15 protein-coding genes are annotated in these 15763 nt (G+C 70.8%); 10 read left to right on the plus strand and 5 right to left on the minus strand.

The features are described from left to right. Positions 1–63 precede the first annotated feature (63 nt). The 4 genes from JKJ07_RS21470 to JKJ07_RS21485 all read left to right on the plus strand — a co-directional run bounded on the left by JKJ07_RS21470 (position 64) and on the right by JKJ07_RS21485 (position 4224). The gene (locus JKJ07_RS21470) at positions 64–1482 is read left to right on the plus strand and encodes a CYTH and CHAD domain-containing protein (protein WP_202993480.1); all 1419 of its coding nucleotides are present in this window, start codon (positions 64–66) and stop codon (positions 1480–1482) included. A gap of 55 nt (positions 1483–1537) precedes the next feature. Then, positions 1538–2512, plus strand: a complete 975-nt coding sequence (gene ppk2 / locus JKJ07_RS21475) for a polyphosphate kinase 2 (protein ID WP_202993482.1) — start codon at positions 1538–1540, stop codon at positions 2510–2512. 276 nt (positions 2513–2788) lie between these two features. Beyond that, positions 2789–3700, plus strand: coding sequence for a ribonuclease Z (locus JKJ07_RS21480; RefSeq protein WP_202993998.1), 912 nt, complete (start codon positions 2789–2791; stop codon positions 3698–3700). After that, positions 3700–4224 carry a GNAT family N-acetyltransferase gene (locus tag JKJ07_RS21485; protein WP_202993484.1) on the plus strand — a complete coding sequence of 175 codons (525 nt, stop codon included), beginning with the start codon at positions 3700–3702 and terminating at the stop codon, positions 4222–4224. Before JKJ07_RS21480 ends, JKJ07_RS21485 begins: the two co-directional genes overlap by 1 nt. 795 nt (positions 4225–5019) lie before the next feature. On the opposite strand, the gene JKJ07_RS21490 is transcribed toward JKJ07_RS21485, so the two are convergent. Then, on the minus strand, positions 5020–5313 hold the full coding sequence (locus JKJ07_RS21490) for a hypothetical protein (RefSeq protein WP_202993486.1): 294 nt from the start codon (positions 5311–5313) through the stop codon (positions 5020–5022). A 274-nt stretch (positions 5314–5587) separates the two neighbouring features. On the opposite strand from JKJ07_RS21490, the gene JKJ07_RS21495 reads away from it, so the two are divergent. Together JKJ07_RS21495 and JKJ07_RS21500 are read left to right on the plus strand one after the other, a co-directional pair. Then, positions 5588–6475, plus strand: coding sequence for a S1C family serine protease (locus JKJ07_RS21495; RefSeq protein ID WP_307834343.1), 888 nt, complete (start codon positions 5588–5590; stop codon positions 6473–6475). A 28-nt stretch (positions 6476–6503) separates the two neighbouring features. Further along, a complete protein-coding gene (locus tag JKJ07_RS21500; protein ID WP_202993489.1) occupies positions 6504–6809 on the plus strand; it encodes a DUF1330 domain-containing protein in 306 nt (101 codons plus the stop codon). A gap of 211 nt (positions 6810–7020) precedes the next feature. Here the strand turns inward: JKJ07_RS21500 and JKJ07_RS21505 are convergent, their stop codons facing one another. Both JKJ07_RS21505 and JKJ07_RS21510 read right to left on the minus strand, forming a co-directional pair. Beyond that, positions 7021–9246: a TPM domain-containing protein gene (locus JKJ07_RS21505; RefSeq protein WP_307834344.1), complete on the minus strand. Its 2226-nt coding sequence runs from the start codon at positions 9244–9246 to the stop codon at positions 7021–7023. 254 nt (positions 9247–9500) lie between these two features. Then, positions 9501–10076 (minus strand): dihydrofolate reductase family protein, encoded by a 576-nt coding sequence (locus tag JKJ07_RS21510; RefSeq protein ID WP_202993490.1) that lies wholly within the window; start codon positions 10074–10076, stop codon positions 9501–9503. 48 nt (positions 10077–10124) lie between these two features. Here JKJ07_RS21510 and JKJ07_RS21515 point away from each other — a divergent pair, with 48 nt between their 5' ends. Further along, a complete protein-coding gene (locus tag JKJ07_RS21515) occupies positions 10125–10703 on the plus strand; it encodes a TetR/AcrR family transcriptional regulator (RefSeq protein ID WP_202993491.1) in 579 nt (192 codons plus the stop codon). Here JKJ07_RS21515 and JKJ07_RS21520 read toward each other — a convergent pair whose 3' ends face one another. Both JKJ07_RS21520 and JKJ07_RS21525 read right to left on the minus strand, forming a co-directional pair. Further along, entirely contained in the window at positions 10704–12062 is a 1359-nt protein-coding gene (locus tag JKJ07_RS21520; protein WP_202993492.1) for a cystathionine beta-synthase, read from the minus strand. Between the two features lie 4 nt (positions 12063–12066). After that, positions 12067–12411, minus strand: a complete 345-nt coding sequence (locus tag JKJ07_RS21525) for a YkvA family protein (RefSeq protein WP_202993493.1) — start codon at positions 12409–12411, stop codon at positions 12067–12069. A gap of 141 nt (positions 12412–12552) precedes the next feature. Here JKJ07_RS21525 and JKJ07_RS21530 point away from each other — a divergent pair, with 141 nt between their 5' ends. The 3 genes from JKJ07_RS21530 to JKJ07_RS21540 all read left to right on the plus strand — a co-directional run bounded on the left by JKJ07_RS21530 (position 12553) and on the right by JKJ07_RS21540 (position 15755). Further along, positions 12553–13611: an SGNH/GDSL hydrolase family protein gene (locus tag JKJ07_RS21530; RefSeq protein ID WP_438871438.1), complete on the plus strand. Its 1059-nt coding sequence runs from the start codon at positions 12553–12555 to the stop codon at positions 13609–13611. Positions 13612–13629: 18 nt separating this feature from the next. Continuing rightward, positions 13630–14421, plus strand: a complete 792-nt coding sequence (locus JKJ07_RS21535) for an SGNH/GDSL hydrolase family protein (RefSeq protein WP_202993494.1) — start codon at positions 13630–13632, stop codon at positions 14419–14421. A gap of 89 nt (positions 14422–14510) precedes the next feature. After that, on the plus strand, positions 14511–15755 hold the full coding sequence (locus JKJ07_RS21540; RefSeq protein WP_202993495.1) for an acetyl-CoA C-acetyltransferase: 1245 nt from the start codon (positions 14511–14513) through the stop codon (positions 15753–15755). Positions 15756–15763 lie beyond the last annotated feature (8 nt).

Consider the following 15763-nt stretch of genomic DNA (forward strand, 5'->3'; position numbering starts at 1 on the left):
CTGTGCAGAACCTGCTAAACACTTGACCTGTGTCGGCGTCACCCGTTCGGGCACTATTAACGGATGGAGATCGCCACCGAAACAGAGCGTAAATACGACGTGCCCACCGAGTTTCGGCTGCCCGATCTCGCCGGCAAGGCAGGGATCAGCAGCAGCACCGGCGCCGAGACCCACGACCTCGACGCCACGTACTTCGACACCGACGACCTCGCCCTGATGAGAAACCGCCGGACACTTCGGCGGCGCACCGGCGGCGGCGACGCGGGCTGGCATTTGAAGACGCCCGGCCAGGGCACCGACCGCACCGAACATCGGCTACCCCTCAACGGCAAGGTCGACACCGTGCCCGCCGAGCTGGTGGGCCAGGTCCGCGCGATCATTCGCCGCCAGGAGCTCAAGCCGATCGCCCGCCTGCGCACCAACCGGGTCGAGACACCGCTGCGCGACGCCGCGGGCAACACGCTCGCGCTGGTCGCCCAGGATCAGGTGATCGCCGAGCGGGACGGCCACGAGCAGCGCTGGCAGGAGGTCGAGGTCGAGCTGGTCGACGGCGGCCCCAAGCTGCTCGCCGCCGTCGAGAAGGCGCTGTTCGCCGCGGGCGCCACTCCGGCCACGGGCCCCTCGAAGGTCGCGCGCGCGTTCGGCAACCCCGCCCTGCCCAAGGCCGCCCCGCCGAACAAGAACCCCGTCCTCCAGTACGTCCGGGACCAGCACGACGCCATCGTGGAGTACGACCCGGGCGTACGGCGGGGTGACCCGGAAGCCGTGCACAAGATGCGCGTCGGCACCCGGCGCCTGCGCAGCACCCTCAAGACGTTCAAGCGCACCTTCGGAGAGGCGGCCGACCTCAACGACGAGCTCAAGTGGCTGGCCGACCTGCTCGGTCAGGTGCGCGACGGCCAGGTGCAGGAGGGCAAGCTGCTGGCCGGGCTGGACGAGGCCGGGCCGCAGTTCGAGCCGGTGGCCGCGCGCATCCGCGAGCACCTCGACGCCCAGGTCGCCGAGGGCCGCGCCGCGCTCGAGGAGGCGCTCGAGGGCGAGCGCTACCTGACCCTGCTCGACCGCATCGACCAGCTGGCCCGGCAGAAGACCGTCGAGCCGGACCCGATCAAGCGGGCGCACAAGAGCCTGGCCAAGGCCGACGCGCTGCTCGACGAGGCGCTCAACAACGGCGAGGACCACGAGCTGCACGACGCCCGCAAGGCCTACAAGCGCGCCCGGTACGCCGTCGAGGTGTTCGAGGCGGAGGCCGGCAAGCCCGGGAAGCAGCTGGTCAAGGTGCTGACCGAGCTGCAGGACGTGCTCGGCGCGCACCAGGATTCGGTGGTCGCCCGCGAGCTGCTGCACGAGATCGGCCCGGACAGCTTCTGGTTCGGCGTCCTGTGGGCCCGGCAGGAGCAGGTCGGCAAGGACACGTACAAGGAATTGCCGGTGGTTGTCGAGACCTCACGGCAGAAGAAGCTCCGTAAGTGGCTCGGCTGAATGTTCATCTGACCAGTCGTTGAGTTGTCACCCTCCGGGGGTATGTAGTCGAGTTATGCAGTCGGAGGCAGAGCAGGCGCAGCAGAACGGTCACTTCGATGACTCGGACTCGACGACGGAGCCCTATGCGGGTCCGGTGGCCGAGCTGGGCGGATACCGGGTCGCGGACGACGATGACGACGACCCGGTGCTGCTCAACGCCGACGGCACCCCGGTCGACACGTGGCGCGAGGAATACCCGTACGACGAGCGGATGGCCCGCCACGAGTACGACCACCACAAGCGGCTGCTCCAGATCGAGCTGCTGAAGCTGCAGAACTGGTGCAAGAGCACCGGCGAGCGGATGGTGATCCTCTTCGAGGGGCGCGACGCGGCCGGCAAGGGCGGCACGATCAAGCGCTTCATGGAGCACCTGAACCCGCGCGGCTCCAAGGTGGTGGCGCTGGAGAAGCCCAGCGAGAAGGAAAGCACGCAGTGGTATTTCCAGCGCTACATCAGCCACCTGCCCTCGGCCGGTGAGATCGTGCTGTTCGACCGCTCCTGGTACAACCGGGCCGGCGTCGAGCGGGTCATGGGCTACTGCACCCGGCAGGAATACCTCGAGTTCATGCGTCAGGCCCCCGAGCTGGAGCGCATGCTCGTCCGGTCCGGCGTCCACCTGGTCAAGTTCTGGTTCTCGGTGACGCAGGGCGAGCAGCGCACGCGCTTCGCCATTCGCCAGGTCGACCCCGTACGGCAGTGGAAGCTCTCGCCGAACGACCTCGCGTCGCTCGACAAGTGGGGCGACTACACCGAGGCCAAGGAGGCGATGTTCTTCTACACCGACACCGCCGACGCGCCGTGGACCGTGGTGAAAAGCAACGACAAGAAGCGCGCCCGGCTCGAGGCGATGCGGCACGTGCTCAACCGCTTCGACTACGACAACAAGGACGAAGAGGTCGTCGGCACGCCCGACCCGCTGATCGTCGGCCCGGCCGCGCTCGCCGTGGAGGGCACCGAGATGTCGCCGCGGGTATTCCCTCGCCTCTAGTGATTTTAAAAGTGTTGGCGACCTCCCCGATCGCTGGTTAACGTGTGCGTACACGTGAAGGGAGGTGGTCCGAAGTTGTATAGCAACGGGACTCGTGAGGTGGCTGTCCGCTAGCCGCTGTCCTCGACAGCTTCGTAGTACTACGTCGAGACCGTGTGGCAGCGGTGCGGCGAATTCAAGGTAGCCACCCGACCCCTGGGGATCCGGCCTTGTCCGACCGGACCGTGCATACGTGTGCGGAAGTCCCCAGGGGTCGCTTCATTGTTGGAGGCCCTCCTGCGCGAGTTGGTCTTGCTCGGCACGGCCAGCCAGGTGCCGACCCGGCTGCGCAACCACAACGGCTACCTGCTGCGCTGGGACGACGAGGTTATCCTCTTCGACCCGGGTGAGGGCACCCAGCGCCAGATGCTGATGGCGGGCCTCGCGGTCACCCCGATCAAGCGCATCTGCATCACCCACTTCCACGGTGATCACAGCCTCGGCCTGCCCGGCATCCTGCAGCGCATCTCGCTCGACAAGGTGCCCCACCCGGTGACGGTGCACTACCCGGCGGCCGGCCAGGAGTTCTACGACCGGCTGCGGCACGCCACGAGCTACTGGGACAACGCCACGATCGTCGGCTCGCCCGTTTCCGGTTCCTCCTGGGTCACGTCCACGCCGGCGGGCCGGTTGACGGCGCTACCCCTCTGGCATTCCCTTCCCACGTACGGGTATCGCCTCGATGAACCGGGTGGGCGCCGGATGGTTCCCGCGCTGCTGGCCGCTCACGGCATCGCCGGGCCCGCGGTCGGCGAGCTGCAGCGGGCCGGGCGGATCGGCGACGTGACGATCGAGCAGGTCAGCGTCGAGCGGCCCGGGCAGAGCTTCGCCTTCATCATGGACACCGGGCTCTGCGACAACGTGCACGAGCTCGCCGCGGGCGTCGACATGCTGGTCATCGAGTCGACCTTCCTCACCGAGGACGCCGACATGGCCGCGCAGGTCGGTCACCTGACGGCGGCGCAGGCCGGGGCGGTGGCGCGGACGGCGGGCGTACGGACTCTGGTTCTGACGCATTTCTCGCAGCGCTATCCGGACGCGTCGCGGTTCCTGGCCGAGGCGCGGGCCTCGTTCGACGGGGAGATCGTGGTCGGGTCGGACCTCGGGCGGGTGCCCGTGCCGCCGCGGCGGGAGGCTACGGTCGCCTGATGACCGTCTCGCTGCGTACGGCCTCTTCTCAGGGTGATCTTGTCGCGGTGGGGGCGGTGCATCAGCGCTCGCGGGTGGCGGCCTACGCCGGCATCCTCTCGGCGTCGACGCTCGCGTTGCGCACCGAGGAGGCCTTCGGGGAGTGGTGGACCGAGCGATATCGCTGGGAGAAGGACACGCATCGGATGACGGTGGCCGTGGACGACTCCGGCGCCGTGATCGGGTTCTCGTACGTCGGGCCTTCGGAGACTCCGGGCGCGGTCGAGCTGTACGCGATCCACGTGCTGCCGCCGGTGCTGGGCACCGGGGTGGGGCGGTTGCTGATGGTGGATGCGCTGTCGTCGCTGGCCACCCTCGGCGAGGATCGGGCCGTGCTGTGGGTGCTGGAGGAGAACTTGCGCGCACGGGAGTTCTACGAGGCCGGCGGGTGGACGGCCGACGGTGGCACCCGGGAGGAGCCGGTCAACGGTGAACCGGTCGCGCAACTTCGCTACACGATTGACCTGCGCTCAGCCTTTGGTTAGCCTACCCTAACTACGGACGCCGCCCAGGCCGCCACGTCGGGGCTCGTTCGTCGTGGACGATGCGTGCCGCTGTCACGGCCGGCGCATCGACCTTGATTCGGCGCGCCCGGTCTTGCCGGGTCGGGCGCGCCGGAGCTTCCCTCTCCCCGTACGGCCTTGGCTCGCGCTCTTCTCGTACGGCTTGAGCTCGCGTTTTTCTCGTACGGCTTCAGCTCGCGCTCTTCCCGTACGGCTTGAGTTCGCGTTTTCTCGTACGGCTTGAGCTCGCGTTTTGCCGTACGGCTTCAGCTCGCTTCTCGTCCCGTACGGCATCAGCTCGCGACTTGCCTCGTACGGCTCGCTCCTGCGACTTTTCTCGTACGGCCCGCTCCCGCGACTTTCCGTTCGGGGCTTGCTCCTGCGATCCGCTTTACGATCGCTTGCGCACACCACCCGCGCCGCCGCTTCTCGTGCCGCTCGGGCCGCAATCCCCTTCCCCATTTCCGACTTATCGCCTTTTTCATTTCTTGGCTGGGCGGGAGCGCAGGACCGATATGGAACGGGGGAACCTGTGGCCCCACGCTCCCGCCAACCATCCCGCCCGAACCGGGGTCGCGTCTGGCCGGAGACGCTGGACCGACGGAGGCATGCCGGTCCTGATCCGGATCAAGGGCGGGTCTTGCGGCGGGAGATCGCGACGCTGGCGGGGCGCAGCGGACTCACCGCCGGACGACGTCATCCCGGGCCGGGTAGCCATGCCTGCCGGGGGAGGTCAAGCGGACGGGCGACGTCGAAGCTCTGTGCAGTTGTGTTCGGCTACTCGAAGCGGCCGCGGTTGACCGGGCGTGGCTCCTCACGGCCGGCCCGCAAGCCGGGCATCGACCTGATGCTGTTCAGGTCGTGACGGACGGTCCACGCCTCCCGCCAGGGGCGACGGGATGCGGCGTCGGCCCGTTCGGCGAGCCGGCGTGGCGAGCATGGCCAGCGCCATCCACACCAGACACACTCCCCGTTGCCGTCCGGCTCCGCGTGCCGCCCGAGCATCTGCTGAGCGTCCTGCCACAGCAGGCGGTCCACAATGTCGGTCGGCATCGACTCGGCGATGACCATTCCCTTGTACCCCTCCGTCGGTGATTCGGGTGCCGGTCGGGTCGTCATACGTCCGTCACGACCCATACAACCGCCCAGCGCCATCCGCCGGTCGGACTTTCTGTGCGATTAGCGCGACCCAGAGTGACGGACACGTGTAGCGCCTTTTGCACACGTGTTCGCCGTGGGCGGACTTCTGGCGGGCATCGATGCCGGTCGGGGGCGTGTTGAAGCACTCATGGATACCGAACACACGGGTGTCGATTCAGGGGCACTCGATGCCTACAGCCGTGTGGTGACCGGCGTCGCCACCAAACTTCTGCCGTCGGTCGCGGCCCTCTCCGTGCGCACCTCGCGCGGCCAGGGCGCCGGCTCGGCGGTCACCTTCACCGACGACGGTTTTCTGCTGACCAACGCACATGTGGTGGCCGGGGCGAGCGGCGGCACGGCCGACTTCGCCGACGGCACCGAGACCCGCTTCGACGTCGTCGGGGCGGACCCGCTCTCCGACCTGGCCGTCGTGCGGGTGCACAACCCGGGGGCCCCGGCCGCCCCGCTCGGCAACGCCGACGAACTGAAGATCGGCCAGCTGGTCGTGGCCGTGGGCAACCCGATGGGGCTCGCCGGTTCCGTCACGGCGGGCGTCGTGTCGGGCCTGGGCCGCTCACTCCCAGCCCGCGACGGCCGCCGCGTACGCATCATCGACAGCGTCATCCAGACCGACGCCGCCCTCAACCCCGGCAACTCGGGCGGCGCCCTGGCCGACTCGACCGGCACCGTGGTCGGGATCAACACCGCGGTCGCCGGTTACGGCCTCGGGCTGGCCGTCCCGATCAACGCCACCACCCGCGCGATCATCGGCGAGCTGGTCGCCAACGGCCGCGTGCGCCGGGCGTGGCTCGGGGTGGCCGGCGTCCCCGCACCGCTGCCACCGGCGCTGGCCGACCGGCTGGGCCAGAAACTCGGGCTCCGCGTGGTCGAGGTCGTCCCCGGCAGCCCCGCCGGCAACGCCGGAATCTACCTGGGCGACATCCTGATCACGGCCGGCGGCCAGTCCACGCAGAGCGTGCAGGCGTTGCAGCGCCTCATGCTAGGCCCCGCGATCGGCACCAACCTGCCGATCACCCTGCTCCGCAAGAACGCGCTGGTCGACGTGGTCACCGTCCCCGCCGAACTCAACTGACCCCCGCCTCGCCTGGGATACTTGCCCCATGATCGACCCAGGCGAGGCGGCCGGCCTCCTGCTCGTGGCCATTGTGGACATGTCCCCCGCCGACCCGGCCCGGGGCAGGCAGTACGAGGATGCGGTGCTGGCCCTGCTCCCCCGCCACGGCGGCACCCTGGAGCGGCGCCTGCACAGCACGGACGCCCACTCGGAGGTCCACCTGATCCGCTTCGAGTCCCGCGCGGGCTACGACGCTTTCATGACCGACCCCGATCGTCTGGCGTTGCGGGCCTCGTTCGCCGAGGCGGCCCCCACGACCCGGGTGATCGAGGTGGCGGCACCCCATCCTTAGAAACGGCCGCCTCACCCCGCGATCCTTAAGATCGGCCGCCTCCACCTCCGCGTTTCTTAGAAACGGCCGCCTCCACCTCCGCGTTTCTTAGAAACGGCCGCCTCCACCCACGCGTTTCTTAGAAACGGCCGCCTCCACCCACGCGTTTCTTAGAAACGGCCGCCTCCACCCACGCGATTTTTAGAAACGGCCGCCTCCGCCCCCAAGATTTTTAGAAACGACCGCCTCCGCCCCGGCGGCCGCCGCCGCCACCGCCGCCGCCGGACGTGCGGCGGCCCCTCGAGCCACTGCCGCCGAAACCGCCGCCGCTGAAGCCGCCGCCCGAGCGCCCGCCGTAGGAGCGGCCGCCGCCGGACAGGATGCCGCCCAGCACCGCGCCGGCGAACGCGCCCGCGTCGAAGCCGCCCGACTGGCCCGGCCCGCCCCAGCCGGAACCGCCGCCACCGCCCCAGCGCTGCACGTCGAGCCGGGCCGCCTGGCCCGCGTTGGCCGCGAGCCGCCGTGCCTGCCGAGCCTCGGCCAACGCGGTCGCCGGGTCGGTGCCGGCCACACTCTCGGCCGTCGCCAGGTGACGCAGCGCCTCGGAGAGAGTGGCTCGCGCGCCGGAATCCACCGCCCCGCGGCGAGTGGTGATGAAATCGTTGGTCGCCGCCACTTCGGCCCGGGCCACCGGCAGCTCCTGGGCCAGCAGGCCGCGGTCGTGGGCCAGCCGCTCGGCCACGTCGCGGGCCTCGGCCAGCGCGGCGTCCAGGGCCGCGTCGGCCGCCTGCAACGTGGCGACGGCCTCGATCGGATCCGGCCGCGACACGGCCAGCGCGGTCGCCGCCGCGGCCAGCGCCTGCTCCCCACCGGAGATCGCGGCGGCCAGCCCCGCCGGAGCCGGGCCGCCCCCGCTCAGCGCCGCCCGCCCCGCGGCGATCTCGCCGGTGATCTCGGCGATCAACGCCTCGGCCGCGCTCCGGGCGGCCGGCAGATCAGCGGCGGCCCGGCTCACCGCGGCCACCAACTGCTCCGCCTGGTCGACTGCCTGCTCCGCGGCCCGCACGGCAAGCGCCGCCTCGGCCCGATCCCCGCCGGGCACACCCCCCTCGGACCCGGCCGCGCCCGTTGCAGCGCCGCCGGTCGTGCTCGGACCTGCGCCCGCACCATCACCGCCAGGATCCGCACCACCACCGGCCGCACCCGCCGCGTCGCTCGAACCCGCACCGCCACTGGGCACACCCGCCGCGCCGCTCGAACCCGCGCCGCCACCGGTCATACCCGCAGCCGGGTTCGACACGCCGCCGCCGGGATTTGCGGCTCCGGACCCGGCGGCGTCGGCCAGCGCCTCCCGGGCCTCGGCCAGCGCGGAGGCCGCGAAGGACAGCCGTTCGCGGGCCTGGTCCACATTGGTGGCGATGGCGGTGACCGCGCCGCCGGAATACGTGGTCAATACCTGTTGGGCCGTTGCCTCGGTGGCCGGCAACGACTGCTCGATCGCCGCCCGGCGCCGGTCGATCTCGTCGGCCGCCTCGGCCGCCCGGCCCTCCAGGTCGCGCAGCCGGTCGAAGGCCTCGGACTCGGCGTCCAGCCGGGCATCGGCACCCTGACACAGCTCAATGATCTTCGTCAGCGTGTCGCGGCGGCGGGCCTCGTCGGGGGCGGGCTCCTCCTCGAGCGTCATCCGCAACCGGAACGCCTCCGCCACGTCCTGCCGGGACGCCTGCAGCGCGGCCTGGAACGGCGCGGTGGCCTCGGCGCCGTACTGCGCGGCGGCCAGCCCCAACTCACGCTCCCCGGCCCGCAGGTCGTCGTCGAGCTCGATGAGCAGCGCGTTGGCCTGACTGGTCAACTCGTCCAGGCTCGGCCCGGCCGGGGCCTGCGGCGCGGCGCTCGGGGCCGGACGGCGTCTGCGCCGCAACCACCACCAGGCCAGCGCCACGAGCACCACCAGCACGACGATCAGCCACACCCACCCGAAACCGCCCCCGCTCGCCGCGTCGGCGTACCCCTGGGCACCCGCGATCACCGCCGCCGACCAGTCGCTGCGGCTCAGGGCGGGCTCGATGTCCTGCTCGGCCACGTCGGCGAGCTCGCTGTCGCTGAGCCGGGAATCGTCGGGGAACGAATACGCGTACGCCCGGTCGGTCACCGCCACGGCGAGCAGCGCGTCACGATCGCCGAGGTCGCTGAGCCGGGCCGTCTCATCGGTCCACTCCTGCGCCGGCGTGCCGTCGAACGAGTCGACCAGGACCACGAACAGCTGCAGCCCCGTCTTCTCCTGCAGATCGCGGAGCGCCGCGTCGACCGCACCCCGATCGTCGAGCACGCCGGCCCGGTCGGTCACCTGAGTGGCGAGCCGCTCGGGGGCCTGCGCCCCGGCGGGCCCGGCCATCAGCACGACGGCGGCCGCGGCCAGCACCGGCAGGACGACAAGACGACGCAGCTTCGATATCACCAGCCCAACCTAGGCGCTGGACCTCGCCGCGTCCGCTCCGATCCCAGCCCTGTGGATAACTCGACGCCCCGAAATCGCGTTTCAGGCATTCTGTGGACAGCCAGAACGCGAACGGCCGCCACTGTCTTAGGGTGGGGGACCCCCTAGGCGGGCGGGTTAGGGCTGGTTGGCGCCGGGCAAAACGGGACAAAATCCAGCCGTGCGGAGATCCACTCGGACGCGTCGACGAGCCGGCCGCACGCCCCGGACCGGCGTCACGCGGTGTACGGGCGGTAGGTGAGGACGACCACGCCGCTCGCCAGCGGGACAGCCGACACCAGCGTGAAGCGGGTCGGGTCGAAGTCTCGGCGTACGAGTGGGACTCCCTGGCCGGCGATCACCGGGCTGAGCTTGATGACCAGTTCGTCGACCTCGGGCAGTAGTTGGCCGGCCAGGTCGGCGCCGCCGCAGAGCCAGATGTCGAGGCCTTCCTGCTGCTTGAGTTTGCGGACGAACTCCACCGGGTCGCCGTCGACGATCTCCGGGTCGCCGCCCTGCGGCAGGGTGCGGCTGAACACGTACTGCTTCAGGTGGGCGTACGGGCTGGTGATGCCGGCTTTCAATCCGGGTTCGAGGGTGCCTCGGCCCATCACGAGGGTGTCGAACGCGCGGTTCGGGGTGTCGGCGGGGATGCCGAGGGGCTCGCGCAGATGCGTGGGGAGGGTTTCCGGATAGCGGGTGCGGATGTATTCCAGCAGGTCGGGCTCGAACGGGAAGAACTCGAAGGTCCCGTCGGGGCCGGCGATGAAGCCGTCGATCGTCGACGCGATGTAGTAGACGAGCTTGCGCAAGACTGCCTCCGGGGTAATCACTATGCCTGTAGTGGTTAGACTACAACAGTGGTCAGCAATCCTCAGCGCCGTGATCTGCTTGCCGATGCGGGGCTTCGGGTCCTCGCCCGGAGCGGCGCGCGCGGTCTCACCCATCGCGCTGTCGATCAGGAGGCGGAGGTGCCGGCCGGCACGGCGTCGAACTACTTCCGGTCGCGGGACGCCCTGTTCAGCGGGCTGGGCGAGCGGATCTTCGCGCGGCTGGCGCCGACCGATGACGACGTCGCGCGGCTGGAGCAGCGCGGCTCGATGGCCGATTATCTGCGCGACATCGTGCGGCGCACCACTCGCGAGCCCGATCTGATGCGGGCGCTATTCGAATTGCGGCTGGAGGGGGCGCGCCGGCCCGAGCTCGGCCGGATGCTGGCGGCAACCCTGCACCGCACGTACGCGGAGGATGTCGCTTTTCACGCGTCGACCGGGCTGCCGGGGGGCCCGTTCGAGATCGCGCTCCTGCACTACGCGCTCGACGGCCTGCTGTTCGACCTGCTCAGCACGTCCATCGGGGCCGACGCCACAACCGACCAGGCGATCGAGGCATTCGCGAAGCGCCTGACCACATGGGGAGCAGCGCCGGCCCAGCAATGATCAAGAAAGGTGAGCCAGCAGGTCCTGTCGAGTGAGCACCCCGGCCGGCTTGCCGTCGACCAGGACCATCGCCGCGTCGGCCTTTTCGAGCAGCGACACCGCCTCGCTCACTGGCTGGCCACCGCCGATCATCGGCAGCGGGTCGCCCATGTGCCGCTCTATCGTGTCGTGCAGGTGGGCCTGGCCGGTGAACAACGCGTCCAGCAGGGCCTTCTCCGCGATCGAGCCGGCCACCTCGCCGGTCACCACTGGGGGCTCGGCCTTGAGCACGGGCAGCTGCGACACGCCGTACTCGCGCATGTAGTCGATCGCGTCGCGCACCGTCTCGGTCGGGTGCACGTGGATCAGCGGGGGCATCGTGCCGTCCTTGCCCTCCAGCGCGTCGGCGACCGTGGGGGCGCCGTCGACCGACCGGAGGAAGCCGTAGCGGGCCATCCAGTCGTCGTTGAAGATCTTCGACAGGTAGCCGCGGCCGCCGTCGGGCAGCAGGACCACGATGACGTCGTCGGCCGAGGCGCGGCGGGCCACCTCGAGCGCGGCCACCACGGCCATGCCGCACGAGCCGCCGACCAGCAGGCCCTCCTCACGGGCGAGGCGACGGGTCATCTCGAACGAGTCGGAGTCGGAGACCTCGATGATCTCGTCGCAGACCTCCCGGTCGTACGTGGTGGGCCAGAAGTCCTCACCCACGCCCTCGACCAGGTAGGGCCGCCCGCTGCCGCCGGAGTAGACGGAGCCTTCCGGGTCCGCGCCCACCACCCGTACGGGACCCTGCTCTTTCAGATAACGGCCGACCCCGGTGATCGTGCCGCCGGTGCCGACGCCCGCGACGAAGTGCGTGATCCGCCCCTCGGTCTGTTTCCACAGCTCGGGGCCGGTCTCCTCGTAGTGGGAGCGCGGGTTGGCGGGGTTGCTGTATTGATCCGGCTTCCACGCGCCGGGCACCTCGCGGGCCAGCCGGTCGGAGACGTTGTAATAGGAGCGCGGGTCCTCGGGCGCGACCGCCGTCGGGCACACCACCACTTCGGCCCCGTACGCCTTGAGGACGTTCCGCTTGTCCTCGCTGACCTTGTCGGGGCAGACGAAGATGCACTTGTAGCCGCGGCGCTGGGCCACCAGGGCCAGCCCGACGCCGGTGTTGCCGCTGGTCGGCTCGACGATCGTGCCGCCCGGCCGGAGCAGCCCGTCCCGTTCGGCGTCGAGCACCATCCGCAGGGCGATCCGGTCTTTGACCGAGCCGCCGGGATTGAAGTATTCGACCTTGGCCAGCACCGTGGCCGCGATGCCCTCGGTGACGTTGTTCAGCTTGACCAGGGGGGTGTCACCGATGATGTCGACGACGTTGTCGTAGTAGCGCACGGACTCAGGGTACGACGATCCTGTCCTGGCCCCGCTCCCACTCCAGGAAGCGCTCCGTTTCGGCCAGCACCGCGCCGGCCAGCCAGGCCACCATCACGGCGTCGTCGGCCAGGCCCACGATCAGCAGGAACGCCTCGGGGATGACGTCGATCGGGGAGAGCACGTACGCCGTGGCGGCCGCCATCATCGCCAGGCGCAGGCCGCCGTCGTACTGCCCGCGGGTGGACGCCTTCATCATCCGCGGGATCGCCGCGATGCGAGTGGACAGCGAGGGGCCGCCCCGAGCGCCCGACATCAATGCCTTGGCCAGCGCGGTGAACGCCGCCGTTCGTTTCAGCGTCTTCGCCATGCTGTTCTCCTTCCGGTCATTCCAGCATGACTTGTCCGCGCCACGATTGCCTCTCGGCGCCGCGCGATAGCCTCGAATTCCCCCGCCGGTTTTGGGATTCTGAGACGAACGACAGCGAGGGAGCCCGTGAGCACCATTCAGATCACCGCCGCGGACCGGCGCCGGATCAAGCTGGCCGGGCAGATCCTCGGCGGCGTGACAGGCGTCGTGGCCACGGTGACCGCCCTGTCGGCGGGCCTGCTGATGCGGCAGGCCTCGCACGCCCGGCGGATCATCCCGATGGCCGAGGCGCCACCCCCGCGCGGCGACGGCCTCTACGGCGCCAAGTTCGGCGGCAAGCCGATCAGCATGGTCATCCTGGGTGACTCCACCGCGGCCGGGTACGGCGTGCACCGTCCCCGCGAGACTCCGGGCGCGCTGCTGGCCACCGGCGTGTCGCGTCGCCTGCGCCGGCCCGTACGGCTGCATCGGCTCGCCGTCGTCGGGTCGATGTCGTCCGGCCTGCCCTATCAGGTCGACGCCGCGCTGGACTACGAGCCGGACGTGGCCGTGATCCTGATCGGCGGCAACGACGTCACCCACGTCTCGGACCGTGACTCCGCCGTACGCCACCTGGGCGACGCCGTGCGCCGGCTGCGCGAGGTGGGCTGCCGGGTGGTCGTCGGCACCTGCCCCGACATCGGCGCGATCCAGCCGATCAAGCGGCCGCTGCGCTGGCTGGCCCGCAAGTGGAGCCGCGATCTGGCCGCCGCGCAGACGGTCGCCGTGGTCGAGGCGGGCGGGCGCACGGTGTCGATCGGCGGCCTGCTCGGGCCCATGTTCGAGGCCGACCCGGTCCGCATGTTCGGCTCGGACCGCTTCCACCCGTCGGCGGAGGGGTACGCCCGGGCCGCCGCCGTGGTGATGCCGACCCTGATGGCGGTGCTCGGCGAGGACGACCGCACGGTTCTTCCGGCCGCCGAGGGGGTACGGAATCTGGAGCAGGCCGCGCAGGAGGCGGTTCAGGCTCCGGGCACGGAGGTCAGCGCGGCGGGCCGGTGGGCCGTGCTGCGCCGGCACCCGTGGTTCGGCGAGCCGCGGTCCTGGTTCGGGCACCGGTCGGCCGCCTCACCGGCACCGGCGACGGAAGTTGTTCCCAGCGGCCGCTCGGCGTCGAGCGCCGTAGGGTGGACACCGGAGGATCAAGAGCATGCATCGTGACGCAGGGAGGCGAGTGGGATGGCGGGGCTGAACGCACGAATCGGCAAGGCGGCCGCCACCGGTCTGCTCGCCGGCGCGGTCGGCGGGGCCGCCCTGCTGATCGGCGAGGTGCTCGCGGCCAAGGCGCGCCGCTACGCGAAGCCGACCATGGGCCTGGCCCTGCGCACGTCGATGGGCCCGGTCTCGGCCCCGCCGTTGCGCCTGGTGCTGCTGGGTGACTCGGCCGCGATCGGCGTGGGGGTCGAGTGGCTGAGCGAGACCGTGGGCGGCCACCTGGCCCGCCTGCTGGCCGAGGGCAGCGGCGAGACCGGCGAGCGGCACGTGCTGCTGTCCAGCGTCGGGGTGGCCGGCTCCCGCTCGTCCGACCTGGGCACGCAGGTGGCCCGGGCGCTGCTGGGCGACCGGCCCGACGTGGCCGTGGTGCTGATCGGCGCGCACGACGCGACGAGCCTGCGCAGCCCTGAGGAGTCGGCGGCCCAGCTGGGCACGGCGGTGCGCCGGTTGCGCGACGCGGGCGTCCGGGTGGTCGTCGGCACCTGCCCCGATCTGGGCGCGCTGCGGGCCATCGCCCCGCCGCTGCGGCAGGTGGCCGGCGTGCTGGGCCGCCGGATGGCCAAGGCGCAGACCAAGGCGGTGACGGCCGCGGGCGGCGCGGTGGTCGACCTGGGCGACAAGACCGGCGCGGTGTTCCGGGCCGACGCGGGCACCCTCTGTTACGACGGCTTCCACCCCTCGGCCGACGGTTATCGAGTCTGGGCCCACGCCCTCTACCCCGCCGTGGTCAAGGCGGCCATGACGCCCGCGGGCTGAGAGCGCAATGACGGTTCAGTAGTCGAACATGGCCCCTCTGTGACGAATTTGTACTACCGGCTAAGTTACCCGCGAGTTAAATTGGGCCCATGCCGGAAGCTGTCATCGTCGCCACCGCTCGATCCCCCATCGGCCGTGCAGCCAAGGGATCCCTGAGGGACCTGCGTCCCGACGACCTCGCCACCACCATCATCGACGCCGCGCTGGCCAAGGTGCCGCAGCTCGACCGCACGCTGATCGAGGATCTCTATCTCGGTTGCGGGCTGCCCGGCGGTGAGCAGGGCTTCAACATGGCCCGCGTGGTCGCCACCCAGCTCGGACTGGACGGCCTGCCCGGCGCGACGGTCACCCGCTACTGCTCGTCCTCGCTGCAGACGACCCGCATGGCGTTCCACGCGATCAAGGCCGGCGAGGGTGACATCTTCCTCTCGGCGGGCGTCGAAACCGTTTCCCGGTACGCCCGGGGCAGCTCCGACGGTCTTCCCTCGGCGCTGCAGCAGCAGGTCGGCGGCGGCTGGGAGAATCCGAAGTTCGACGAGGCCCAGGCCCGCACGAAGCAGTACGCGGAGGGCGGCCGCACCTGGCACGACCCGCGCGACGACGGCCAGATTCCGGACGTCTACATCCAGATGGGCCAGACCGCCGAAAACCTCGCCCAGATCAAGGGCGTGACCCGCGCGGACATGGACGAGTTCGGCGTACGCAGCCAGAACCTCGCCGAGAAGGCCATCGCGGACGGCTTCTGGGAGCGCGAGATCACCCCGGTCACGCTGCCCGACGGCACGGTCGTGGCGCAGGACGACGGCCCCCGGGCGGGCGTCACGCTCGAGGCGGTCTCGCAGCTCAAGCCCGTTTTCCGCCCCGACGGCACGGTCACCGCGGGCAATTGCTGCCCGCTCAACGACGGCGCCGCGGCCGTGGTCATCATGAGCGACACCAAGGCCCGCGAGCTGGGCATCACCCCGCTGGCCCGGATCGTGTCGACCGGCGTGACCGCGCTCAGCCCCGAGATCATGGGGCTGGGCCCGGTCGAGGCGTCGCGGCAGGCGCTGCGGCGGGCCGGCATGACGATCGACGACATCGACCTGGTCGAGATCAACGAGGCGTTCGCGGCCCAGGTCATCCCGTCGTACCGCGACCTGGGGATCCCGATCGAGAAGCTGAACGTCAACGGCGGCGCGATCGCCGTGGGTCACCCGTTCGGCATGACCGGCGCCCGCATCACCGGCACCCTGCTCAACGCGCTGGACTGGCACGACAAGGGCATCGGCCTCGAGACGATGTGCGTCGGCGGCGGCCAGGGCATGGCCATGGTGCTGGAGCGCCTCAGCTGAGGATCGGC

It is taken from the genome of Paractinoplanes lichenicola (genome assembly GCF_016785085.1).
Taxonomy (GTDB): domain Bacteria; phylum Actinomycetota; class Actinomycetes; order Mycobacteriales; family Micromonosporaceae; genus Actinoplanes; species Actinoplanes lichenicola.

Excerpts from the sequence above, each read along its gene's own strand:
- JKJ07_RS21470 (WP_202993480.1), top strand. The coding sequence starts at position 64 with ATGGAGATCGCCACCGAAACAGAGCGTAAATACGACGTGCCCACCGAG.
- JKJ07_RS21500 (WP_202993489.1), top strand. The coding sequence starts at position 6,504 with ATGATCGACCCAGGCGAGGCGGCCGGCCTCCTGCTCGTGGCCATTGTG.
- JKJ07_RS21540 (WP_202993495.1), top strand. The coding sequence starts at position 14,511 with ATGCCGGAAGCTGTCATCGTCGCCACCGCTCGATCCCCCATCGGCCGT.
- JKJ07_RS21485 (WP_202993484.1), top strand. The coding sequence starts at position 3,700 with ATGACCGTCTCGCTGCGTACGGCCTCTTCTCAGGGTGATCTTGTCGCG.
- JKJ07_RS21490 (WP_202993486.1), bottom strand. The coding sequence starts at position 5,313 with ATGGTCATCGCCGAGTCGATGCCGACCGACATTGTGGACCGCCTGCTG.
- ppk2 (WP_202993482.1), top strand. The coding sequence starts at position 1,538 with ATGCAGTCGGAGGCAGAGCAGGCGCAGCAGAACGGTCACTTCGATGAC.
- JKJ07_RS21525 (WP_202993493.1), bottom strand. The coding sequence starts at position 12,411 with ATGGCGAAGACGCTGAAACGAACGGCGGCGTTCACCGCGCTGGCCAAG.
- JKJ07_RS21535 (WP_202993494.1), top strand. The coding sequence starts at position 13,630 with ATGGCGGGGCTGAACGCACGAATCGGCAAGGCGGCCGCCACCGGTCTG.